The following is a 22,290-nucleotide window of genomic DNA, read 5'->3' on the forward strand; positions in this document are numbered from 1 at the left end:
GGGGAACTTATGGGTTCTATTAGAACTTGTAAGTTACAGCTACGTAGTGACCAAAGCCAGTTGACTTAAGTGCGTCAGAGTCTTTGATACCGTAAACGTCTTTGTAGCCTTTTAGACCGTAACCCACTGCGAAGCGGTCAGAGTGCCAGTAGATACCGTTGAACATTGCGCCACCGTTGCTAGCACTTGAGTATTTCTCTTTCATACCAAATTGGTAATCGATGTAACCTTGGTAAGAAATGAAAGAACCGTTCTCGAAGAAGTAGAATGGTTTGAACCAGTTAGTCGAGATTTGGAAACCGTTCCAATCTTTTTGGTTACCTTGGTAAGTACCGTATAGGTTAACACCTACTTTACCAAACCATGGAACCATTACGTCAGAACCGATACCAACTTTTTGGTTGTTTACTGAGAATGGGTTAGTTTTGTAATCAGTACCATCCCACTCAAATAGTGTTGCAACGTAAAGTTCTTGAACTGGACCGAAAGACAAGTCTTTACCAGTTAGACCGTCGATAGACATACGTGGAGCAAACTTCATGAAGATCTTAGGATCGCCAACTTTGTCGCTGCCTTTGTCTGACGCTAGGTTGAATACGTCAACGTAACCGTATAGGTCGAAGATACCAGAGCGACCGCCAAATTCCATTTCTAGGTAGTCGTGTGAAGACTCACCTGGAAGTTCGTCAAATGCACCCATTAGGTTGAATTGCATCCACTTGTAATCGTTCTTGTGGATGTCGCCGTCTGAGTAGTCAGCAGCCATTACAGGAGCTGAAGTAGCCGCTAGAAGGCTAAGAGCTAAAAGTGATTTACGCATAAGGGGACTCTCTATGTTTGTAATGATTCAGAACACGCAATCTTTGCTGCGCTTTCCAATTGGCGGGAATAATAGCGATAAAAATCCCAAATGAAAGTGATAAAGGATGCAAAAATGAAGGTTTTTAGTGAAGCTCGTCACGAAATAAGTTTATTTCACGGAACTTTTTGTTTGTTGCATCGTTTTGCAATAAATATGTGACGCATGTCGTTTGCGTAAACGTTTTTATGACTTTTTAAGCCAGTCGATTAACCAACATAAATCGTTAGTGATCTCTCCAATACACCGTTCGTATGAGTTTGGGAATCAAAGAGGACGATTTAATGAAAGAAGTCATGTTATTCCCTTTAACCTCGGTTGTACTGCCAGAAGGAAAAATGAATTTGCGCATTTTTGAGCCACGGTATCAACGCATGGTGAAAGAATGCAGCGTTCAAAATGTCGGGTTCGGCGTTTGCCTTGTTGGTAGTGGAGAGGATCCAAAAGCAGTAGGGAATGTGTCGTCTATTGGTACTTTGGTCACCATTGTTGATTTCGAAACACTGAGTGATGGGCTTCTTGGTATCACCGTTGTTGGTGAAAAGCGTTTTACTGTCACGCGCGTACGAGCAGATTCAGATGGTCTTCGTCATGCTGAGGTTGAGTGGATTGAAAATTGGTGCGAACCAACGCCCACTCCCAATTTTCTTTATTTGAGCAAGCAGCTCGATCATATATATGAACAGTTTCCTCAGGTGGGCAGGCTCTACCAGCATCGTTTTTATGATGATGCTTCGTGGGTCACCCAACGTTGGCTTGAATTACTGCCGCTCGACAGTGCGTTGTTTGAGAAGCTGGTTGGTGCAAAAGATTGTCTGCCAGCATTGGAATTTCTCAATCAAGCCATAGACGCCCCACCGAAAAGAGAGACTAGGATATGAAAGGACTAACTAAAACCGCAGTAACTTTGGTTGCTGTGCTAGGGATTGCTGCGTGTGGTTCAGACAGCGACTCGATTGAATATTCGAATTTACAAGCGGTACACGCGTCGGCAGATGCCCCTTTAGCAAATGTTTGGATTAACGACCAAGCAGCGTTAACTGGGGTAGATTACGGTGTGGGTTCAGGCTACGTAAAACTGCGCGAGGGTACAAACTCGGTTCAAGTTGACGTACAACTGCCAGGTGGTGAAGTTGCAACCGTGGTTGATAAGACGTCGTTGGATTTAGACTCAGACCTTAAATACACCGCATTTGTTGTTGGTGATGCTGCAATGGGGTCGGCTAATCCAGTGGAGCCATTGATCGTGACAAGAAGCGCAATGTCGATGGCTGATGAAAACAGTTTGGATGTACAAGTTGTGCATGCGGCGGCTGGTGTAGGTGATGTTGACCTGTATGTAACAGCCCCGGGCGCAGACCTTGCTTCTTCTTCGCCTATTACCACTCTTGGGTATAAAGACTCGACAGACGTCCTCAATATTGCTGCAGGTGATTACCAAGTTCGTCTTGTTGCAGGTGGTAACGTTGCTTTTGACTCCGGTACCATACCGCTCCCTGCAAACGCAGATTTGACTATTGCTGCCATTAAAACCGGCGGTACGATCTCGGGCTCACCAGTCAAGCTACTAGTGCTAGATGGTATGGGGTCGTCTATTATTTTAAATACAGGCAGTAAATCTGAGTTGAGAGTAGGGCATCTTGTCGATGGTGCACCAAATGTGGACGTCGCGCTGGATGGCAATGTCGTACTTAACGACGTGATGTTTAAAGATATCTCTAATTACCTTTCGGTTGATGCAGGTACCTACAATGCAACAGTTGATGCGGGGCTAGCTGACCCTATTATCGATGCTGATGTAACTTTGGATAGTGGCATGTCTTACAGTGTTTACGCTGTGGGTACAGCGGTACCACTTGCGGTAGAGCCTCTTGTGGTATCGGACAACAGAAGATCGATTGCGACAAGCGCGGTACTGAATGTCACTCACGCAGCAGCAAATCCAGCAGCCGCAAGTGTGGATGTTTATCTAACACCGTCGCAAGATATTTCTCAAAGTGATCCAGCATTAGCTAACTTTGCGTATAAACATAGTGCTCAAAATGTTTACGTCACTGCTGGCGATTACTTTGTAACCGTAACAGCGCCAGGTGATAAAACTCCGGTCATTGGTCCTGCGCCTTTGCCTACACTAGAAAATGGCATGGTATATCAGGCGATTGCAATTGATGACAATGGTGGTTTTGGTCTGCTTGTTGGTGACATTACCAAGTAACATAGGATGGGAGGGGCAACTCCTCCCAACAATTAAGGCTGATTATGATGAGTGAAAGCCCACAAAAATTGGGGCGAAGCGAATGGAATGAATACATGAATAAAGTGAAAGCGCGTGATAAAGACGCTTTTGCTTTCGTATTTCGTTTCTATGCACCAAAGCTTAAGCAGTTCGCCTACAAACATGTCGGTAACGAGCAAGTTGCGATGGAGATGGTGCAAGAAACCATGGCAACGGTATGGCAAAAGGCTCATTTATACGATGGTACCAAGAGTGCTTTGTCGACATGGATTTACACCATTATCCGTAACCTTTGTTTTGATTTACTAAGAAAGCAAAAGGGTAAGGACCTACACATCCATTCTGACGACATTTGGCCATCAGATTATTATCCGCCTGATTTGGTGGACCATTATTCGCCAGAGCAAGACATGCTCAAAGATCAGGTGGTGAAGTTTTTAGACATCCTGCCGAAGAATCAAAGAGACGTTTTGCAGGCAGTATACCTCGAAGAGTTGCCACACCAACAAGTCGCTGAGTTGTTCGACATACCTTTGGGGACCGTGAAATCACGATTGAGACTCGCGGTAGAGAAGTTGAGGCATTCAATGCATACGGAGCAATTATGAACAAACATCCAGATAACAACTTGTTAGAAGCTTACGCTTCCGGAAGTATTGATGCAGTTTCTGGTCTGGTGGTTGCCACACATCTAGAAAACTGTTCCAAATGCCGAGCGTATGTAAATCAGTTAGAAGCTGCACAGGCGAATGCTGTCGTTGATGACATTTCACCAGAATACGATGCAGAGTTTGACAGTATGTTTAACGACATTATTACGGCAGAGCCCAAACCAGATAGCATTATTATTAAAGATGTAGCGAAGGTGGCGGTTGCGGGTAAAGATTTCAAGCTTCCGAAAACGCTCAGTCGCTTTTCAGATTTAGTGGGGGAGTGGAAGAGTTACGGTGGAAAAGTGTATAGCGCTCAATTGGATTTAGGGGAAGATGCGCGCGTTAACCTTATGTATATAAGCGAAGATGTTCGTATTCCACAGCACACGCACAAAGGACAAGAATCGACACTTGTACTCCATGGTGGATTCAGTGATGAAGATGGTCACTACGAAGTGGGAGATATGCTGGTAAGAGATGCGTCAGTAAAACATAGCCCTTTTACTAAGCCCGGTGAAGACTGCTTATGTTTGACAGTACTGACCGAGCCAATGATATTCACACAGGGTGTCGCGAGAATCTTCAATCTGTTTGGTAAAGGCATGTATCCATAAGCTAGGAACTCGAACAAAAAGCCACCTTATCTCGGTGGCTTTCTTCATCATCTTTTCTTTAATTTCTTTGTCTTGCCTTTTCCAGCAACTCAGTAAAGTAGTGTCGCAATGAATAGAGCATGATCAAGCTTGGCACAACCATTACGGCAGTAATAACGAAGAATGTGGTCCAATCATTCAGATAATCGACCAGTTCGCCACTGAATGACGCCAATGTTGTTCGCCCAAAGTTACCTAGCGACGCCAACAATGCGTATTGAGTCGCCGAGAAAGCTTGACCGGTCAATATCGTCAAGAATGATACAAACGCCACTGTCGAGAATGCCGTCGTGAAGTTATCAACAATGATCGTCGCCAAGAACAAGTGTTCATTTGGTCCGACTTTCGCGATCCAAGCAAACATCAGGTTGCTTGCTGCCATTGCAATACCACCAATCATCAAGCCACGTACAATACCAAACTTAACGTTGAACATACTGCCGACAAAGGTGAACAGCATGGTCGCGCCCCAGCCAATGAGTTTAGAGTAGTAACCGATTTGCTCGTTGCTAAAACCTATCTCTTTATAGAAAGCGATGGACATACGACCTAAGAATGCTTCCCCAATCTTGAATAGGAAAACAAACAATAAAAGCGTGATGGCAACACGAACACCATTTCGATTGAAGAAATCTAAGAAAGGTTCTACAACGGTAACGGTAAACCAAGCGACTAATTTAGAGCCAACTACTTCTTTATGGCGCTGCTCTGCTTCCGATTGAAGCTGTTCACGTTGTGTTTTCGGTTCACCTACCAGCAAAGTGAAGAGCATCAAAATGATGACAATAAAAGCCATGCCGTAATACACGCCATTCCAACCGACACTGTCTGCATTGATGAATGCCAAGTAACCAGGTAAAGAGTAGCCAGTCCACCAACCAATTACTGCCATTGCGGAGGCTTGCGGTAATTTCGAATCTTCTGATTTTGGAAAGCTATCAATACGGAATGCATCAATCGCAATGTCTTGTGTTGCTGACGCGGTGGCAATACACAGTGCGAGCAGTGAGGTGAAAACTAGGTTTTCCGCTGGGTTTACACCTGCAATAAATAGAGTCGCGACCAGCACGACACTTTGGCATAGAAAGATCCAGCTACGACGCTGCCCTAGCAAGCGATGTAATACAGGCAGCTTGACGCGATCGACCAAAGGAGCCCACATAAAGTTGATTGCGTACACCGCAAATACACTGCCGAAGTAGCCAATAGCAGACAGAGTGAGACCTGCATCTTTCAGCCAACCCGACATATTTGAACCAATAAGTACCCATGGGAAGCCACTGGAGCAACCCAACATGAAAACCCAAAGCAGGCGTTTATCAAGGTAACTTTTTACCGTTTCCAACCAAGTGATGGAAGGCAATGAAGACATAAATCAATCCGTTAAAATTGAGCCACTAAAAGAGAAAGCCCTTCGAATATTCAAAGGGCTTATGAGTTTGGCTATTTGAGCAGTGTTGCTTTGGTGATGACGATTTGCGTATCAGGGACATCGCGCATGCGACCGACAGATTTGGTTGGCTGTTGTGCCATCTTTTGAATGACGTCAAAGCCTTCAGTGACTTCGCCAAACACAGCGTAACCCGGTGGGCGAGCGCCATAGTTCAAGAAGTCGTTATCTACTAGGTTAATGAAAAACTGGCGAGTAGCAGAGTCTGGAGCGTTGGTACGAGCCATCGCGATAGTAGCACGGTCATTGTTTAAACCATTGTTACCTTCGTTTTTAATTGGAGCGTATGTCTTCACCATTTGCATATCTTGGTTGAAGCCGCCGCCTTGTGCCATAAAGCCAGGGATCACTCGATGGAAAATGGTGCCCTCGTAGCTACCGTCTTCGACATATTTAAGGAAATTAGCGACAGTAATTGGCGCTTTTTCCTCATTTAACTCAACGGTGAAGTTACCCAGTGTTGTTTCAAACGCAACTTTCGGACCGGCGAAAACACTGCAGCTCAATAGCGCGAGAGAAAGAATAACTTTGCGTAGCATTAGAATCGCTCCTGCATGTATTGACGAAGCTCAGGGTCATTCGCGATTTCTTTCAATGTTAAAGCAACAACATCATTTAATGTTTGCTCAATATCTGCATCTGAAGCGCTTAATGTTCCCGAACGTTTAGCTGTACCAGTATAGGTCTTAACAAGCTTGCCTTGCGGAGTTTCCGCCGTGATCTCTAGTACCACTTTTGCATCCATTTGATTTTCCATCACTGAATGCTTCACGTTCACCAACGCTTCTTGAACTTGCAGCTCAATCGAATTGTCGCTGTTTAGATCAGAGTGGAAGCCCTGAGAAGAGAACTGCTTCTCTAGCGCTTCTTCAAGAGAAATGCGTAGGTTTTGCTTTGCATGAAGAGGCAAAATGTTTGAACGACCGTTGTCAACAAGTGCAACGTATTGTGCTGCGCGTACATCTTTACTGGTTAGGCTATAGCTCTTACCTTGTACGATAGGGTTTGTGCTTAATGTCGTTTCAGGCATCAGATTCAGTTGAGGTTGTTGTGGCGCTGAACATGCAGCAAGCAAAGCAACCGAAGCCGCGAGTACCAGTTTTTTCATCTTATTATTCCTTTTAAACATTTTGCTAAAGTCAGGACTTTATTGCTTTGCGCCTAATTTAGCAGGATTTTTCGTTGCCTGTAAAATCACGAACTTATTGTTAGAAGCGACTAATTTCACATTTTTGTCGCCAAATAGACGTTTTAGCTTCGCATCGTAACCAAGGTGACGGTTTCCTATGACCAATAGTTTGCCATCTTGGTTCAGTATTTGTTTGGCATCGCAGAACATTTGCCATGCAATGTGATCAGTAATCGCTTGCTGCTGGTGGAAAGGCGGGTTACACATCACCATACAAGTACTGCTTGATTTAAATCCATCCAAACAGTTGTTGGCAATGCACTGAATATCACGCTCTTCTCCTAAATTCGCCAATAAGTTTTGTTTCGCAGACTCGACAGCCATAAAGCTCTCATCGACACAAGTCAGGCGTGCTTGGGGATTCAATTGCCCCATCTTTACGGATAGAACACCATTACCACAACCAAGATCGATGACGTGTTTTAGCTCCGAATCTTGAGGGAGGTGTTGAAGCATAAAGCGTGCCCCCAAATCCAGGCTTTCACCAGAGTAAACATTTGGCAGGTTTTTGAGTTCGATGTTTTCACCGTCAACTCCCCATACTGTCATTGGGTCTACTTCCATAACAGGTTGCGCATTTGCGTGTGAGAAGACTAGACGGTGTTTTTTCCATGCTAGAGAGGTTTTTGTCTCGCCTAAGTATTTTTCGAATAATTTCAGTGTCGAAGTATGGATCTCTTTCGCTTTATTGACCGCAATAATAGGGCAGGTCGCGGGCAACGTTTTACGCAATTGACTCAACAGCCAAACAAGATGTCGGTTGCTTTTAGGTAGCTGTAACAAAACCAAGTCTGCATTCGCAGGAATCTCATCCATGGTGGTGAGAAATGCGACCTTGTTGCCACCATTTTGCTCTAGGTTTTGTTGTGCTCCCTTGTGGGAGATAAAAGAATCACTGATTAAAGTGACATTGTGTTTGTCTGAAAACCAGCAAGCCAACGCACCAAAGTTATCGTTAATAACCACGATATTTTGATTGTCAGGCAGTGCAAGTTCTTCCACGTGATTGATGAGGTATTCATCACCTGCGTCCCATGCTTGAAGAGTCTCGTTAGAGCGTATTGGGAAACGATGTAGGGTCAGGCTACGATCATGAAGATTCAATTCGGTTTTCATAACTAAACGTAAGTAGATTCGGAAATTAGTGATTATTGTCGCAAATGATGAAGATTCAAGATACAAAAAGCTGTCAAATTTACTGATTTTCACAGGCTTTTAGCGAACTACCTGGCGTTGAAGAACTCGCAGCGGGGCGTTTCGTTGATTTCATTTAGTAAACTAGAGTATATACTTACCGGATTGGCATCAATGAGGACTGAATATGATCCAAGAAATCATAGAAAAGAAACTGCACAGTGAGCTGCAACCTAATTATTTGAAAGTGATCAATGAGAGCTATATGCATAACGTTCCGCCGGGTTCTGAAAGTCACTTCAAAGTGATTGTGGTGAGTGATGCATTTGCGGGTCAGCGCCTTATTGGACGTCACCGTCAGGTACATACTGTATTGGCTGATGAGCTCGATAATCACATTCATGCATTAGCGATCCACACTTACACCAACGAAGAGTGGAAGCTTGAACAAGATGGGGCACCAGATAGTCCTATGTGTATGGGTGGCGGTCGCTAGAGCGCGATTAAAACTCTGATTTAAAAAGATGGTTTCGGCCATCTTTTTTTGTTTTACATCTTTTCGGGACAAAAATGTGGCACAAATAAAGGTTATAAAAAGTGTTAACAGTGTTTCAACAAATGAATGAAAATTAATGCATGTTTCAAAGCATGAATGTTTTTATTCCATATCAAATATATGGGAATTGGCATTTGTGCGTTCGGTCAAACTTATGACTATTCTTTAACCTTTTAGACCTTGTTCTACCGAAATAAACCCTCCTTTCCTAAGATTGGTCATGGCATCAAGTTCCTAAAAAATGCTAGACTACGGCACCTGATAAATCTCGCCTAATATTTGTGACGAGATAATTAATAGGATGTTGCGATTTTGATGTTTTAAACAACATCAAAACCGGACACTGATGTCGTGTCTAAAAGTTACGCAATCAAAAGAATCTTTTTCCCGATAAAAGTAGTGCAAGTGCGTATGATTACAATAAAGAAGGGCTTGGATCTTCCTATCGCAGGAGCTCCATCCCAGGTGATTAATGATGGTAAGACCATCAAAAAAGTCGCCTTGCTTGGCGAAGAGTACGTTGGCATGCGTCCTACCATGCATGTCCGCGTTGGCGATGAAGTGAAAAAAGCGCAAGTTCTTTTTGAAGACAAAAAGAACCCTGGCGTGAAGTTCACTGCTCCAGCAGCCGGTAAAGTGATCGAAATTAACCGTGGCGCTAAGCGTGTACTTCAATCAGTAGTGATTGAAGTAGCAGGCGAAGAGCAGGTTACATTTGATAAGTTCGAAGCAGCTCAACTAGCAGGTCTAGATCGCGAAGTGATCAAGACTCAATTGGTTGAATCTGGTCTTTGGACCGCTTTACGTACTCGTCCGTTTAGCAAGGTTCCAGCAATCGAGTCTGCTACTAAGGCTATTTTCGTAACTGCAATGGATACTAATCCACTAGCAGCACAGCCTGAGTTGATCATCAATGAACAACAAGAAGCATTCGTTGCCGGTCTAGACATTCTTTCAGCCCTGACAGAAGGCAAGGTTTACGTATGTAAGTCTGGCACTAGCTTGCCACGCTCTTCTCAGTCAAACGTAGAAGAACACGTCTTCGATGGCCCTCACCCAGCAGGTCTTGCTGGCACCCACATGCATTTCCTATACCCAGTGAATGCAGAAAATGTGGCATGGAGCATCAACTACCAAGACGTTATTGCGTTCGGTCAGCTTTTCCTAACTGGTGAGCTTTACACTGATCGTGTTGTGTCTCTAGCTGGTCCTGTTGTGAACAACCCACGTCTTCTTCGTACAGTTGTTGGTGCTTCTCTTGAAGACCTAACTGACAGCGAGTTGATGCCTGGTGAAGTTCGTGTGATTTCAGGCTCGGTACTTTCTGGTACTCAAGCGTCTGGTCCACATGCCTACCTAGGTCGTTACCACCAACAAGTTTCTGTGTTACGCGAAGGTCGTGACAAAGAACTGTTTGGCTGGGCTGTTCCTGGTAAAAACAAGTTCTCAATCACGAAATCTTTCCTTGGTCACATCTTCAAAGGTCAGTTGTTCAACATGACAACAACGACTAACGGTAGTGACCGTGCAATGGTTCCAATCGGCAACTACGAGCGCGTAATGCCGCTTGATATGGAACCGACACTGCTACTTCGTGATCTATGTGCAGGCGATACTGATAGTGCTCAAGCACTTGGTGCGCTTGAACTGGATGAAGAAGATCTAGCATTGTGTACCTTTGTATGTCCTGGTAAATACGAGTACGGTCTGTTACTTCGTGAATGCCTAGATACCATCGTGAAGGAAGGGTAATCCATGCTTAAGAAATTCATTGAGGATATCGAGCATCATTTTGAACCAGGCGGTAAGCACGAAAAGTGGTTTGCACTGTACGAAGCAGCAGCAACACTATTCTACACGCCAGGTCTAGTAACAAAACGTAGCTCGCACGTTCGTGATAGCGTTGACTTAAAACGTATCATGATCATGGTTTGGTTCGCAGTATTCCCAGCAATGTTCTGGGGTATGTACAATGCGGGTGGCCAAGCTATCGCAGCACTTAACCACATGTACGCTGGTGACCAACTAGCGACAGTTATCGCAGGTAACTGGCACTACTGGCTAACAGAAATGCTTGGTGGCACCATCGGTGCGGAAGCTGGCGTTGGCAGTAAGATGCTACTAGGTGCGACTTACTTCCTACCAATCTACGCAACAGTATTTATTGTTGGTGGTTTCTGGGAAGTGCTTTTCTGTATGGTGCGTAAGCACGAAGTTAACGAAGGTTTCTTTGTAACTTCTATCCTGTTCGCACTTATCGTTCCACCAACGCTACCTTTATGGCAAGCGGCACTAGGTATCACATTTGGTGTTGTTGTTGCTAAAGAGATCTTCGGTGGTACAGGTCGTAACTTCCTGAACCCTGCTCTTGCAGGTCGTGCTTTCCTATTCTTCGCTTACCCAGCGCAAATCTCGGGTGACGTAGTATGGACTGCGGCTGACGGCTTCTCTGGTGCAACTGCTCTTAGCCAATGGGCTCACGGCGGTAGCGGCGCATTGATCAACAACATCACTGGCGCTCCTATCACTTGGATGGATGCATTCATCGGTAACATCCCAGGCTCAATTGGTGAAGTATCAACGCTTGCTCTAATGATCGGTGCAGCGATGATCGTTTACATGCGAATCGCTTCATGGCGCATCATCGCAGGTGTAATGATCGGTATGATCGCAGTATCGACACTATTCAACGTGATCGGTTCTGACACCAACCCAATGTTCAACATGCCATGGCACTGGCACCTAGTTCTAGGTGGTTTTGCATTCGGTATGTTCTTCATGGCAACTGACCCAGTATCAGCTTCATTTACTAACGGTGGTAAATGGTGGTACGGCATCCTAATCGGTGCAATGTGTGTGATGATCCGTGTAGTTAACCCGGCTTACCCAGAGGGTATGATGCTGGCGATTCTATTCGCGAACCTGTTCGCACCTCTGTTCGACCATGTAGTTATCGAGAAGAACATCAAGCGGAGACTAGCACGCTATGGCAAGTAATAACGACAGCATTAAAAAGACGCTGGGTGTTGTTGTCGGGTTGAGCCTTGTTTGTTCAATCATCGTATCAACAGCAGCAGTGGGTCTGCGTGACCAGCAAAAAGCTAACGCTGTACTAGATAAGCAATCTAAGATCATCGAAGTTGCGGGTATCGACGCTGAAGGTAAGAAAGTTCCTGAGCTATTTGCTGAGTACATCGAACCTCGTCTAGTTGACTTCAAAACTGGTGATTTTGTAGAGAAAGCTGAAGACGGCTCTACAGCAGCTAACTACGACCAACGTAAAGCAGCTAAAGATCCTGCTGAGTCTATCAAGCTAACGGCTGATGAAGACAAAGCTAAGATCCTACGTCGTGCTAACACAGGTATCGTTTACCTAGTGAAAAGTGGTGATGACATTTCTAAAGTTATCATCCCAGTTCACGGTAACGGTCTATGGTCTATGATGTACGCATTCGTTGCGGTTGAAACTGACGGTAACACTGTGTCTGGTATTACTTACTACGAGCAAGGTGAAACTCCTGGACTTGGTGGTGAAGTAGAAAACCCAGCATGGCGTGCTCAATTCGTTGGTAAGAAACTATTCGACGAGAACCACAAACCAGCAATCAAGATTGTTAAAGGTGGTGCTCCAGAAGGTTCTGAACACGGCGTTGATGGCCTATCTGGTGCGACACTAACTGGTAACGGTGTTCAAGGTACATTTGACTTCTGGTTAGGTGACATGGGCTTTGGTCCTTTCCTAGCAAAAGTTCGTGACGGAGGTCTGAACTAATGTCTAGCGCACAAAACATTAAAAAGAGCATTATGGCGCCGGTGTTGGACAACAACCCGATCGCGCTGCAGGTTCTTGGTGTATGTTCTGCTCTTGCAGTAACAACTAAACTAGAAACAGCATTTGTAATGACACTAGCGGTAACTTTCGTAACTGCATTGTCTAACTTCTCTGTTTCTCTGATCCGTAACCACATTCCTAACAGTGTGCGTATCATCGTTCAGATGGCAATCATCGCATCGCTAGTAATCGTGGTAGACCAAGTGCTTAAAGCTTACCTATACGATATCTCTAAACAGCTATCTGTATTCGTAGGTCTTATCATCACGAACTGTATCGTAATGGGTCGTGCTGAAGCATTCGCAATGAAATCTGCGCCAATCCCATCGCTAATTGATGGTATCGGTAACGGTCTAGGTTACGGCTTCGTTCTTATCACTGTAGGTTTCTTCCGTGAACTATTCGGTTCAGGCAAGCTATTCGGCATGGAAGTTCTACCTCTAGTGAGCAACGGTGGTTGGTACCAGCCAAACGGTCTGATGCTACTAGCACCATCTGCATTCTTCCTAATCGGCTTCCTAATCTGGGTAATCCGTATTCTGAAACCAGAACAAGTAGAAGCGAAGGAGTAAGGGCGTCATGGAACATTACATCAGTCTGCTAGTTAAATCGATTTTCATCGAAAACATGGCACTGTCTTTCTTCCTAGGTATGTGTACTTTCCTTGCCGTATCTAAGAAAGTTAAGACCTCTTTCGGTCTAGGTGTTGCAGTAGTGGTAGTACTAACTATCGCGGTTCCTGTGAACAACCTAGTTTACAACCTAGTTCTGAAAGAGAACGCGTTAGTTGAGGGCGTAGACCTTAGCTTCCTAAACTTCATCACCTTCATCGGTGTAATCGCAGCACTTGTACAGATCCTAGAGATGGTTCTTGACCGTTTCTTCCCACCTTTGTACAACGCGCTAGGCATCTTCCTACCGCTGATCACAGTAAACTGTGCGATCTTCGGTGGTGTATCTTTCATGGTACAACGTGACTACAACTTTGCTGAATCTGTTGTTTACGGTTTCGGTTCTGGTGTGGGCTGGATGCTAGCGATCGTCGCTCTTGCAGGTATCCGTGAGAAGATGAAGTACTCAGATGTACCTCCAGGTCTACGTGGTCTAGGCATCACGTTTATCACTGTAGGTCTTATGGCGTTAGGCTTTATGTCTTTCTCTGGTGTTCAACTGTAAGTCGGGTAAACCGCAACAATTAAGGAATAGTCAATGGACATTATTCTTGGTGTAGTGATGTTTACTCTGATCGTACTTGCGCTAGTACTAGTGATTCTTTTCGCTAAGTCTAAGCTTGTACCAACAGGTGACATTACAATTTCTGTGAACGATGACCCTTCACTGGCGATCGTTACACAACCAGGTGGTAAGCTACTATCTGCGTTAGCTGGTGCTGGCGTATTCGTATCTTCTGCTTGTGGTGGCGGTGGCTCTTGTGGTCAGTGTCGCGTAAAAGTTAAATCAGGTGGTGGTGACATCCTACCTACCGAGCTTGACCATATTACTAAAGGTGAAGCTCGTGAAGGTGAGCGTCTAGCGTGTCAGGTTGCAATGAAAACTGACATGGACATCGAGCTTCCTGAAGAGATCTTCGGCGTTAAGAAGTGGGAATGTACAGTTATCTCTAACGATAACAAAGCGACATTCATCAAAGAGCTTAAGCTACAAATTCCAGATGGCGAATCAGTACCTTTCCGTGCTGGTGGTTACATCCAGATTGAAGCACCAGCTCACCACGTTAAGTACGCTGACTTCGATGTACCTGAAGAGTACCGTGAAGATTGGGACAAATTTAACTTGTTCCGTTACGAGTCTAAGGTAAACGAAGATACGATCCGTGCTTACTCAATGGCTAACTACCCAGAAGAAGAAGGTATTATTATGCTGAACGTGCGTATCGCTACGCCGCCGCCTAATAATCCTGATGTACCACCTGGTATCATGTCATCGTTCATCTGGTCTCTAAAAGAAGGCGACAAGTGTACGATTTCAGGTCCGTTCGGTGAGTTCTTCGCGAAAGACACTGATGCTGAAATGGTATTCGTTGGTGGTGGTGCAGGTATGGCTCCAATGCGTTCTCATATCTTCGACCAGCTAAAACGTCTGCACTCTAAGCGTAAGATGTCATTCTGGTACGGTGCACGTTCTAAGCGTGAAATGTTCTACGTAGAAGACTTCGATGGCCTAGCGGCTGAGAACGATAACTTCGTATGGCACTGTGCACTGTCTGACCCTATGCCAGAAGATAACTGGGATGGTTACACTGGCTTCATTCACAATGTTCTTTACGAGAACTACCTACGTGATCATGAAGCGCCAGAAGACTGTGAATACTACATGTGTGGTCCACCTATGATGAACGCTGCTGTAATCGGCATGCTAAAAGATCTAGGTGTAGAGGATGAGAACATCCTTCTAGATGACTTCGGTGGTTAATCCTCCCAAGTGATTGAATCTATGGCTAGCTCTATAAGGGCTAGCCATTATTTTTTGTAACAAACAAAATGATATTCAACAGTTGATATAGGAAATCGGTTTATCTCAAGAGAACCCATTTTCCATATCAATTTAACGATAATAGGAGTAAACAAGTGAAAAAGTGGCTTGTTGCATTCGCTTCTCTATTGGTTTTGGCTGGCTGTGAGCAGCCTGCGGATCAAATTCATTTAAGTGGTCCAACGATGGGGACTACTTACAACATTAAATACATCGAGCAAGATGGTTTACCTTCACCAGAAGCGCTTCAGACTGAAATCGATCGATTGCTAGAAGAAGTGAACGATCAAATGTCGACTTACCGTGAAGATTCAGAGCTTAGCCGTTTTAATCAACATAAAACTAGCGAGCCATTTGAAGTATCGCCACAAACAGCAACGGTAGTGAAAGAAGCGATTCGCTTGAACGGTCTTACTCTAGGAGCACTAGACGTAACCGTAGGTCCACTAGTGAACCTATGGGGCTTTGGTCCAGAAGCGCGCCCGGATGTGGTTCCAACAGATGAAGAGCTAGCAGCTCGTAAAGCGAATACTGGTATCCATCACCTTTCTGTTGAAGGTAACAAGCTGTCGAAAGATATTCCAAACTTGTACGTTGACTTATCGACGATTGCCAAAGGTTGGGGTGTGGATGTTGTGGCAGATTACCTGCAATCAGAAGGCATTCATAACTACATGGTGGAAGTTGGCGGTGAAATGCGTTTGAAAGGCATAAACCGTGAAGGTGTGCCATGGCGTATTGCGATTGAAAAACCAACCGTTGATGAGCGTTCAATTCAAGAGATTATTGAACCAGGTGACATGGCAATTGCAACAAGCGGTGACTATCGTAATTACTTTGAGAGCAATGGTGTGCGATACTCTCATATCATTAACCCGCATACGGGCAAACCAATCCATCATAAGGTGGTGTCTGTAACGGTACTGGATAAATCGTCGATGACAGCTGATGGTCTTGCAACTGGTCTTATGGTGCTAGGTGAAGACAAAGGCATGGAAATCGCAAATGAGAATAATATTCCTGTTTTCATGATTGTGAAAACGGATGATGGTTTTAAAGAGCTGGCTTCGGAAGCATACAAGCCGTTCATGAAGAAATAACAACAGAAGTGAGCATGTCCTTATGAGTACATTTCTAATTACTTTTGCTGTCTTTGTTGCGGTAATTGCAGCGATGGCAGTTGGTTACATCTTCCAAAAGAAGGTCGTAAAAGGCAGCTGTGGCGGTCTAGGTGCGGTTGGTATTGAGAAAGTATGTAACTGCCCAGAACCATGTGATGCACGTAAGAAGCGCGAAGCACGTGAAGCAGCCCGCGCAGAGAAGCTTGCTGCATGGGAAAAAGATCGCATTGCTTAATATGCGATAATAAGAATGATAAAACCCAGCCAATGGCTGGGTTTTGTTTTTTCGGCTTTGGTTTCTGTTTGAGTATTGAATTAGGTTGGTGACATTAAGTGCCGTCTACTGAGATACGGTTTGATTCCGCCCGTTTCCTTTCGCTTGATACAAACGGTCATCCGCGACTTTAATTTGCTGATCTAAATTGCCCTTGATGTTTGAAACACCGACGCTGATGGTTACTTGAATCTGGTCATCTTGATAAGGAATCGGAGTTTTCTCTACGCGTTGACGCATTTGCTCTAAACGTGTCACAAAGTCGTCGTAGCTGCCGTAGGCTTGGATGCAAAACTCTTCGCCCCCAAATCGTGCAATCACATCATCAGGAAAATAGATTTTTAATATATTGGCGACCATAACAAGTGCAGCATCGCCACCATCATGACCATAGTTATCATTCACTTTCTTAAAGAAATCGATATCTAGCATAGCAATATTGCGTTGCTCATCGTTGTCACATGTTTGCCCAAATAAAAAGCGACGGTTCCATAAGCCAGTGAGTGAATCTTGGTTCGCCATTCTAAATAAATCTGTTGTGGCTTCTTTCATATCCAAGATTTGATGGACCCGACAAAAGAACTCTTCTTGATTAAAAGGCTTGTACAGAAAGTCGTTTGCTCCCGCTTTTAGAAAGCGCGCTGTCATTGAGTGGTCATCACTTCCAGAGATCCCAAGGATCGCCAATTGGTTTTTATCGAGCTTTTGGCGAAGCTCTCGGATCATAGTGATGCCATCTTTGATTGGCATATCATGGTCGGTCAGAACCAAGGTAATATCTGGATTTTGTTCAATAACTTCGATTGCTTGTTGACCATTCTCGGCTTGCAATGTCTGGATGTATTGATGCTCAAGTAATTGTACGACATGGCGGCGAACCGTCATTGAGTCATCAACAACCAGACATTTGTGTTGCTGGTTGTTGGTCAGGCGTTTAATCAGAGGAAGAAGGTAAGAAACGGAGGCCATGCTGTCTTTTAAGATGTAATCGAGTACGCCTTTTGCCAGCATCTTTTCACGAGCATCATCTTGTAACATCGCCGTAAGCACGATGACTTTTTGTTGGTGAGAAAGGACTAAATCGATGATCTCACCGTCCTGCGCATCCGGTAAGCAGTAATCTAAAACTGCACAGAGAAGCTCAGGCTGAGACGTTAAAATAGATTGTGCTTCCGCATAGCTTTCGGCAGCAAGTACTTCATAACCCGCCTGATTTAAGATTTGTTGTAAGTAGTTATTAAAGGCGCGACTGTCTTCGACGACCAGTATTTTATTACTCAAAAAGTTTCCCTACTTTCGTATATAAATCAACTTTAGTGTTATAGAAGTCAATAATAATGAAATGTCACTTTAATGCCATGAAAAATTGTTGCTACCTGACTCCAGATAACACTATTTCCAATACGTGTATTTAGAGCTATACTGTTTTTTTAAACAGTGTTTATTTGTGTGCGGAACGTGATTGAGCGAGTCAGAAAAATAATTCACGTTGATATGGATTGCTTTTATGCAGCGGTCGAGATGCGTGACAACCCCAGTTATCGTGGTATTGCGCTTGCCGTTGGCGGTCATGAGAAACAACGCGGCGTGATCAGCACCTGTAACTATGAAGCGCGTAAATTCGGTGTGCGCAGTGCGATGCCAACAGCCAGAGCGCTTCAACTTTGCCCCCATTTGCTCGTCGTCCCGGGACGAATGCACGTATACAAACAAGTGTCCCAACAGATCCGTACCATTTTCGAGCGATACACGCCACTTATCGAGCCACTATCACTTGATGAGGCGTATCTTGATGTGACTGACTCGACTGCTTGTCGGGGTTCTGCAACCTTAATCGCAGAATCGATCCGCAATGATATCTGGAATGAGCTTGGACTTACTGCATCGGCAGGTATTGCACCGATTAAGTTTCTTGCCAAAGTGGCTTCAGACATGAATAAACCCAATGGACAATTTGTTATTCCGCCAGAAAAGGTTCAAGAAGTCGTAGACAAACTGCCGTTAGAAAAGATTCCAGGAGTTGGTAAAGTGAGCTTGGAGAAGCTACATCAAGCGGGCTTTTACCTATGTGAGGATATCAAAAACAGCGACTATCGTGAGCTGCTACGTCAATTTGGACGCCAAGGTGCTTCGCTTTGGAAACGTAGTCATGGCATCGACGATCGTGAAGTGGTGGTTGAGCGTGAACGTAAGTCGGTTGGGGTCGAGCGCACCTTTAGCGAAAACATTGTGACTTACGATGAATGCTGGCAGGTGATTGAAGACAAGCTCTACCCTGAACTAGAGAAACGTTTGGAAAAAGCCAGTCCAGATAAGTCTATTATCAAACAGGGTATTAAACTCAAATTTGCCGATTTTCAACTCACGACAATTGAGCACATCCACCCTCAGTTAGAGCTCGATGACTTTAAAGAACTGTTAAGAGATATACTCAAGCGCCAAAATGGTCGAGAGATACGCTTATTAGGCTTAAGTGTGATGCTAAAGCCTGAGCAACAAGCGCGTCAATTGAGTTTCTTCTAAGCTCGCGCTAATTCAACCTGCTTTAGTACTTGTTCAAAAGAAACATTTGCCATTGACCCATAACCGCGTAACTTGCTCGCTTTCAGTTGCGTGATAATTGGTGTGCTAATTCCACATAAGAAGCGTGCGACAGCTGCATTGCTAATCGCCGTTGGTGAAAGCTGGACAAATTCATCAACCCAAGTGGATAGGTGTGCCAATTCAGGTTGTGTTTGTTGTGGTTGAGGAAAAGATGCGACTTGTCCACGACACACTGAACAGTGACCACACTGAGTTGGAGCATCGTGATCGGCAAAGTACTGCGCCAGTTGGTGACTTAAACAGTCTGACGATTGGAACAGACTCAACATAGTATGAATTCGTTCAATGTCCTTGTGTTCTTTGGATTGGAACAACTCAATTAAATGCTGAGAGATAGCTTCTTGGCTTTGAGTGGCTGGGAGAACCGAGTACACATCCGTAAGCTGTTTGCTTTCTAATTCAATCCAGCCATTTTGGTGGAAGTAATCTAGCGCCGCAACTACACGGCTGCGCTCAGACTGATAGTTCATCCATAATGCTTCTAAATCCACTTGGCACCATACTTTGGCTTTGGTTGAACAAGCAAAAATGGCTTCAACAAACTGACGTCTCTCGCCTTGGAACTGATTGAGGATGAAACTTTGTTCTTGTAAAAACTTGAAGCGATATTCTGCGAAATAACTGTATTTGGCTTCAATTACTTTTGCCAGCTCTAGGTAAACTAATAAGGTTTTTAGCGGAAGTTGGCGAATGTTGCTGTCGCGAGACAATCGCAACGCCATCACCTCCCACTGCGGAGTGTTCTCGCGAATTTGCTCCAGTACATAATTGATTGAGCTTGGCTCTGGCGTGTCACCGTAAACAAAGTTCTCTAATACCGTTAAGCCGGAGGTATTGCCCAAAAGAATACACTCCGAACGCTGTCCATCACGTCCGGCGCGCCCAATTTCTTGTGCGTAGTTTTCGATAGATTTTGGTAAATCGAAGTGAATAACACGGCGAATATCAGATTTATCTACCCCCATCCCAAATGCGATTGTTGCGACAATGCAGTCGATTTGCGAGTCCATAAACTGTTGTTGAATTTTCTCACGAATGTCGCTCTTCATACCCGCATGATAAGCGTGAGCATTGATGCCTAAACGGATAAGAGAGCTGGCAACTTGCTCAGCGGTCTGTTGCTGAGTGACATACACGATGCTCGGTAGTTTAGGTGTTGCAGCAATGATGTCATTCAGTTGCGTTTGCTTATTTTCTTCGTCGCAAGGCACCACAGAAATATCGAGATTAGGACGATAGAAGCCAGTAACCGTAATGTTCTCACCAGCGATATTAAACTTGTTTTGCATGTCCTCGATAACCGCTGGCGTTGCCGTTGCGGTTAGCAAGAGCGTTTGAGGGATATTCAGTTCACGTTGGTATTGTGGCAGTTTAAGGTAGTCAGGACGGAAGTTATGACCCCATTCCGAGATACAGTGTGCTTCATCGACCACCATCAAAGAGAGCGGAATCTGACGAATGAATTCACGAAAACGTTCGTTCTTGAGCCGCTCTACCGAAATCATCAAAATCTTAATCTGCCCATTCTTCACGCCAGCCATAACTTGCTGCGCTTCTTCTCGGCTTTGGCTACTGTCGATAGATGCCGCAGCTATGCCTTTACTTTGCAGGAAACCGAGCTGATCTTTCATCAGAGCAAGAAGTGGTGAAATCACCAGTGTTAGGTGTGGTAACTGGGTTGCAGGAAGTTGGTAGCAAAGTGATTTCCCCGAACCAGTCGGAAAGATGGCTGCTGCCGAGTGTCCGTTCATTACTGCTTCAATCACCGGCTGTTGACCGGGTCTTAATGAGTCAAATCCGAACACAGATTGAAGCGTTTGCTGAAGCGAGGCACTTTGCATAATAGGGAAACCTTGGTTTGATGATAAACTGGGTTACATTAACACACCCTGAGTGCCTAACGCGCGCCCTAAAAGTATGAACAAAGCTGATTTAGTCCAAATAATCATTCAACAACTTGAAGATAAATTGCACGTTGCTCACGCCTCGACACAAAGAGCCATTGACGCCGCGACCGATGAAGAAACAGTGCCAGAGCACAAGTACGACACCCTAGCACTTGAAGCTTCGTATCTGGCGCACGGGCAAGCGATGCGTGTGCAAGAAAGTGAAGAAGAGCTTCGTCAGTACCGTACTCTTGTCCTACGTGATTTTGTCGATGCTCGTATCGCGGTTGGTGCTTATGTGGAATTAGTCGACGAGAACGATGTTGAAAAAAACTTTTTTATCGGTCCTTGCTCTGGTGGACTGACTGTTAAATGGCAAGGCAAAGAGGTATTTGTACTTACTCCAAAATCTCCCCTTGGTCGTGCTTTGATTGGCAGAGAAGAAGGGGAAGAGATTGATGTGAAAATTGGTGATAAAACAAATTGTTATGAAGTCGTGACGATTTGCTGACATCGTATCCATAGTTGGTTGTTATAGTTAAGCGGAATAATCATGAAAAAAGAGAAAGTAATGAAGAAACTGCTCACACTCTCATTGTTGACCATCAGCGCCAGTGGCTATGCAGCCCAGTGTCGCATCGATATTAACAACGAAGTTCGTATGGATGGTCAGAACTTAGAAATCGTACATACCAATGGTGAAAAAGCGGTTGTCGACGAAGACAATAACCTGTTCATTAAAGGCGAACTGATTGAGCTTGATGATGATCAGAAAGCGGCAATCGAGAATTACCGCGAGAAGATGAATGCTTATATTCCCCAAGCGAAACAGCTGGCAAGTGATGGCTTAGCATTAGCGAACGACATTATTGATGACATTGCGGTCAGTCTTGATGCGCCAGACTCGTTTGATAATGTTAAAGTCGCGATAAAGGACTTCTTCGCAGATGTGGAAGCGCGTTACTACAAAGATGGTGATTTTATTCTGCCTGCTGACAGCTTTGAGTCGATGACAGAATCGTGGTCAAAGGACTTCGAGAAGGCACAAGAAATTTTCAACAAAGAATTCCTAGCCAGCGCTTTTGATGCGTTGTCTGCCAAGATGAAAGAAGATGGTGGTTTGAATTTAACTGCACTGTCTGAAAGCATGACAGAACTGCAAGCTAAGGTACAAGAACGCCTAGCAGAGCACTCGAAAGACGTAGAGAAACAAGCGGAAGATTTGTGTGAATCACTGGATGATATGGCTGGTGAAGAACAGGATCTGCTGAAGAAAATTCCAGAGCTAAAAGACTATCAAGTCTTCACGATTTAATTTGCGAAGCAGAAACAACAAAGAGCGCCTATTAT

General features: G+C 44.6%; 23 protein-coding genes. 16 read left to right on the plus strand and 7 right to left on the minus strand.

The window, feature by feature from the left end:
• Positions 1-19: 19 nt before the first annotated feature.
• Complete coding sequence (locus QMY49_RS01935) at positions 20-820, minus strand: nucleoside-specific channel-forming Tsx family protein (protein WP_015297182.1); 801 nt, start codon at positions 818-820, stop codon at positions 20-22.
• Positions 821-1,143: 323 nt separating this feature from the next.
• On the opposite strand from QMY49_RS01935, the gene QMY49_RS01940 reads away from it, so the two are divergent.
• Genes QMY49_RS01940 through QMY49_RS01955 form a run of 4 tightly spaced genes read left to right on the plus strand, consistent with a single transcriptional unit; the run spans position 1,144 to position 4,362 of the window.
• On the plus strand, positions 1,144-1,740 hold the full coding sequence (locus tag QMY49_RS01940) for an LON peptidase substrate-binding domain-containing protein (RefSeq protein ID WP_005450933.1): 597 nt from the start codon (positions 1,144-1,146) through the stop codon (positions 1,738-1,740).
• Positions 1,737-3,074, plus strand: coding sequence for a DUF4397 domain-containing protein (locus QMY49_RS01945; RefSeq protein WP_029790421.1), 1,338 nt, complete (start codon positions 1,737-1,739; stop codon positions 3,072-3,074). Before QMY49_RS01940 ends, QMY49_RS01945 begins: the two co-directional genes overlap by 4 nt.
• A gap of 44 nt (positions 3,075-3,118) precedes the next feature.
• Positions 3,119-3,703 (plus strand): RNA polymerase sigma factor, encoded by a 585-nt coding sequence (locus QMY49_RS01950; RefSeq protein WP_005450938.1) that lies wholly within the window; start codon positions 3,119-3,121, stop codon positions 3,701-3,703.
• Positions 3,700-4,362: a ChrR family anti-sigma-E factor gene (locus QMY49_RS01955; protein ID WP_029790422.1), complete on the plus strand. Its 663-nt coding sequence runs from the start codon at positions 3,700-3,702 to the stop codon at positions 4,360-4,362. The genes QMY49_RS01950 and QMY49_RS01955 overlap by 4 nt, the downstream gene beginning before the upstream one ends.
• Before the next feature lie 58 nt (positions 4,363-4,420).
• Here QMY49_RS01955 and QMY49_RS01960 read toward each other — a convergent pair whose 3' ends face one another.
• From QMY49_RS01960 to QMY49_RS01975, 4 genes are all read right to left on the minus strand, one after another.
• Positions 4,421-5,773 (minus strand): AmpG family muropeptide MFS transporter, encoded by a 1,353-nt coding sequence (locus tag QMY49_RS01960; RefSeq protein WP_009698664.1) that lies wholly within the window; start codon positions 5,771-5,773, stop codon positions 4,421-4,423.
• A gap of 71 nt (positions 5,774-5,844) precedes the next feature.
• Positions 5,845-6,390 carry a peptidylprolyl isomerase gene (locus QMY49_RS01965; RefSeq protein ID WP_005450945.1) on the minus strand — a complete coding sequence of 182 codons (546 nt, stop codon included), beginning with the start codon at positions 6,388-6,390 and terminating at the stop codon, positions 5,845-5,847.
• On the minus strand, positions 6,390-6,959 hold the full coding sequence (locus QMY49_RS01970) for a YajG family lipoprotein (protein ID WP_047512771.1): 570 nt from the start codon (positions 6,957-6,959) through the stop codon (positions 6,390-6,392). The genes QMY49_RS01965 and QMY49_RS01970 overlap by 1 nt, the downstream gene beginning before the upstream one ends.
• A gap of 39 nt (positions 6,960-6,998) precedes the next feature.
• Positions 6,999-8,156 carry a methyltransferase gene (locus QMY49_RS01975; RefSeq protein ID WP_045488889.1) on the minus strand — a complete coding sequence of 386 codons (1,158 nt, stop codon included), beginning with the start codon at positions 8,154-8,156 and terminating at the stop codon, positions 6,999-7,001.
• Positions 8,157-8,361: 205 nt separating this feature from the next.
• Here QMY49_RS01975 and bolA point away from each other — a divergent pair, with 205 nt between their 5' ends.
• The 9 genes from bolA to nqrM all read left to right on the plus strand — a co-directional run bounded on the left by bolA (position 8,362) and on the right by nqrM (position 16,411).
• Positions 8,362-8,670: a transcriptional regulator BolA gene (bolA, locus tag QMY49_RS01980; RefSeq protein ID WP_005436644.1), complete on the plus strand. Its 309-nt coding sequence runs from the start codon at positions 8,362-8,364 to the stop codon at positions 8,668-8,670.
• Positions 8,671-9,141: 471 nt separating this feature from the next.
• Complete coding sequence (locus QMY49_RS01985; RefSeq protein WP_005450950.1) at positions 9,142-10,482, plus strand: Na(+)-translocating NADH-quinone reductase subunit A; 1,341 nt, start codon at positions 9,142-9,144, stop codon at positions 10,480-10,482.
• Positions 10,483-10,485: 3 nt separating this feature from the next.
• On the plus strand, positions 10,486-11,727 hold the full coding sequence (locus QMY49_RS01990; protein WP_005427308.1) for an NADH:ubiquinone reductase (Na(+)-transporting) subunit B: 1,242 nt from the start codon (positions 10,486-10,488) through the stop codon (positions 11,725-11,727).
• Positions 11,717-12,502: a Na(+)-translocating NADH-quinone reductase subunit C gene (locus QMY49_RS01995; protein WP_005450952.1), complete on the plus strand. Its 786-nt coding sequence runs from the start codon at positions 11,717-11,719 to the stop codon at positions 12,500-12,502. Before QMY49_RS01990 ends, QMY49_RS01995 begins: the two co-directional genes overlap by 11 nt.
• A complete protein-coding gene (locus QMY49_RS02000) occupies positions 12,502-13,134 on the plus strand; it encodes an NADH:ubiquinone reductase (Na(+)-transporting) subunit D (RefSeq protein WP_005450954.1) in 633 nt (210 codons plus the stop codon). The genes QMY49_RS01995 and QMY49_RS02000 overlap by 1 nt, the downstream gene beginning before the upstream one ends.
• A 7-nt stretch (positions 13,135-13,141) precedes the next feature.
• Positions 13,142-13,738, plus strand: coding sequence for an NADH:ubiquinone reductase (Na(+)-transporting) subunit E (gene nqrE, locus QMY49_RS02005; protein WP_005436652.1), 597 nt, complete (start codon positions 13,142-13,144; stop codon positions 13,736-13,738).
• Positions 13,739-13,771: 33 nt separating this feature from the next.
• Positions 13,772-14,995, plus strand: a complete 1,224-nt coding sequence (gene nqrF / locus QMY49_RS02010; RefSeq protein WP_005450955.1) for an NADH:ubiquinone reductase (Na(+)-transporting) subunit F — start codon at positions 13,772-13,774, stop codon at positions 14,993-14,995.
• 155 nt (positions 14,996-15,150) lie between these two features.
• Positions 15,151-16,155, plus strand: a complete 1,005-nt coding sequence (locus QMY49_RS02015; RefSeq protein WP_017817737.1) for an FAD:protein FMN transferase — start codon at positions 15,151-15,153, stop codon at positions 16,153-16,155.
• Positions 16,156-16,177: 22 nt separating this feature from the next.
• On the plus strand, positions 16,178-16,411 hold the full coding sequence (gene nqrM, locus QMY49_RS02020; protein ID WP_005436655.1) for a (Na+)-NQR maturation NqrM: 234 nt from the start codon (positions 16,178-16,180) through the stop codon (positions 16,409-16,411).
• A 105-nt stretch (positions 16,412-16,516) separates the two neighbouring features.
• On the opposite strand, the gene QMY49_RS02025 is transcribed toward nqrM, so the two are convergent.
• A complete protein-coding gene (locus QMY49_RS02025) occupies positions 16,517-17,731 on the minus strand; it encodes a diguanylate cyclase (protein ID WP_005450957.1) in 1,215 nt (404 codons plus the stop codon).
• Between the two features lie 177 nt (positions 17,732-17,908).
• Here QMY49_RS02025 and dinB point away from each other — a divergent pair, with 177 nt between their 5' ends.
• Entirely contained in the window at positions 17,909-18,973 is a 1,065-nt protein-coding gene (gene dinB / locus QMY49_RS02030) for a DNA polymerase IV (protein ID WP_029790427.1), read from the plus strand.
• On the opposite strand, the gene QMY49_RS02035 is transcribed toward dinB, so the two are convergent.
• The gene (locus tag QMY49_RS02035) at positions 18,970-20,895 is read right to left on the minus strand and encodes a RecQ family ATP-dependent DNA helicase (protein ID WP_009698657.1); all 1,926 of its coding nucleotides are present in this window, start codon (positions 20,893-20,895) and stop codon (positions 18,970-18,972) included. The genes dinB and QMY49_RS02035 overlap by 4 nt on opposite strands.
• 76 nt (positions 20,896-20,971) lie before the next feature.
• Here QMY49_RS02035 and QMY49_RS02040 point away from each other — a divergent pair, with 76 nt between their 5' ends.
• Positions 20,972-21,451, plus strand: a complete 480-nt coding sequence (locus tag QMY49_RS02040; RefSeq protein ID WP_283312609.1) for a GreA/GreB family elongation factor — start codon at positions 20,972-20,974, stop codon at positions 21,449-21,451.
• 60 nt (positions 21,452-21,511) lie between these two features.
• Positions 21,512-22,255, plus strand: coding sequence for a YggN family protein (locus QMY49_RS02045; RefSeq protein WP_283314028.1), 744 nt, complete (start codon positions 21,512-21,514; stop codon positions 22,253-22,255).
• Positions 22,256-22,290 lie beyond the last annotated feature (35 nt).

It is taken from the genome of Vibrio harveyi, assembly GCF_030060435.1.
GTDB classification, from domain to species: domain Bacteria; phylum Pseudomonadota; class Gammaproteobacteria; order Enterobacterales; family Vibrionaceae; genus Vibrio; species Vibrio harveyi.

Excerpts from the sequence above, each read along its gene's own strand:
- QMY49_RS01985 (WP_005450950.1), top strand. The coding sequence starts at position 9,142 with ATGATTACAATAAAGAAGGGCTTGGATCTTCCTATCGCAGGAGCTCCA.
- bolA (WP_005436644.1), top strand. The coding sequence starts at position 8,362 with ATGATCCAAGAAATCATAGAAAAGAAACTGCACAGTGAGCTGCAACCT.
- QMY49_RS01960 (WP_009698664.1), bottom strand. The coding sequence starts at position 5,773 with ATGTCTTCATTGCCTTCCATCACTTGGTTGGAAACGGTAAAAAGTTAC.
- QMY49_RS01995 (WP_005450952.1), top strand. The coding sequence starts at position 11,717 with ATGGCAAGTAATAACGACAGCATTAAAAAGACGCTGGGTGTTGTTGTC.
- QMY49_RS02045 (WP_283314028.1), top strand. The coding sequence starts at position 21,512 with ATGAAGAAACTGCTCACACTCTCATTGTTGACCATCAGCGCCAGTGGC.
- QMY49_RS01990 (WP_005427308.1), top strand. The coding sequence starts at position 10,486 with ATGCTTAAGAAATTCATTGAGGATATCGAGCATCATTTTGAACCAGGC.
- QMY49_RS01955 (WP_029790422.1), top strand. The coding sequence starts at position 3,700 with ATGAACAAACATCCAGATAACAACTTGTTAGAAGCTTACGCTTCCGGA.
- QMY49_RS02040 (WP_283312609.1), top strand. The coding sequence starts at position 20,972 with ATGAACAAAGCTGATTTAGTCCAAATAATCATTCAACAACTTGAAGAT.
- QMY49_RS02000 (WP_005450954.1), top strand. The coding sequence starts at position 12,502 with ATGTCTAGCGCACAAAACATTAAAAAGAGCATTATGGCGCCGGTGTTG.
- QMY49_RS01970 (WP_047512771.1), bottom strand. The coding sequence starts at position 6,959 with ATGAAAAAACTGGTACTCGCGGCTTCGGTTGCTTTGCTTGCTGCATGT.
- QMY49_RS01950 (WP_005450938.1), top strand. The coding sequence starts at position 3,119 with ATGATGAGTGAAAGCCCACAAAAATTGGGGCGAAGCGAATGGAATGAA.
- QMY49_RS01935 (WP_015297182.1), bottom strand. The coding sequence starts at position 820 with ATGCGTAAATCACTTTTAGCTCTTAGCCTTCTAGCGGCTACTTCAGCT.
- nqrF (WP_005450955.1), top strand. The coding sequence starts at position 13,772 with ATGGACATTATTCTTGGTGTAGTGATGTTTACTCTGATCGTACTTGCG.
- QMY49_RS02035 (WP_009698657.1), bottom strand. The coding sequence starts at position 20,895 with ATGCAAAGTGCCTCGCTTCAGCAAACGCTTCAATCTGTGTTCGGATTT.
- QMY49_RS01945 (WP_029790421.1), top strand. The coding sequence starts at position 1,737 with ATGAAAGGACTAACTAAAACCGCAGTAACTTTGGTTGCTGTGCTAGGG.
- QMY49_RS01975 (WP_045488889.1), bottom strand. The coding sequence starts at position 8,156 with ATGAAAACCGAATTGAATCTTCATGATCGTAGCCTGACCCTACATCGT.
- QMY49_RS01965 (WP_005450945.1), bottom strand. The coding sequence starts at position 6,390 with ATGCTACGCAAAGTTATTCTTTCTCTCGCGCTATTGAGCTGCAGTGTT.
- nqrE (WP_005436652.1), top strand. The coding sequence starts at position 13,142 with ATGGAACATTACATCAGTCTGCTAGTTAAATCGATTTTCATCGAAAAC.
- nqrM (WP_005436655.1), top strand. The coding sequence starts at position 16,178 with ATGAGTACATTTCTAATTACTTTTGCTGTCTTTGTTGCGGTAATTGCA.
- QMY49_RS01940 (WP_005450933.1), top strand. The coding sequence starts at position 1,144 with ATGAAAGAAGTCATGTTATTCCCTTTAACCTCGGTTGTACTGCCAGAA.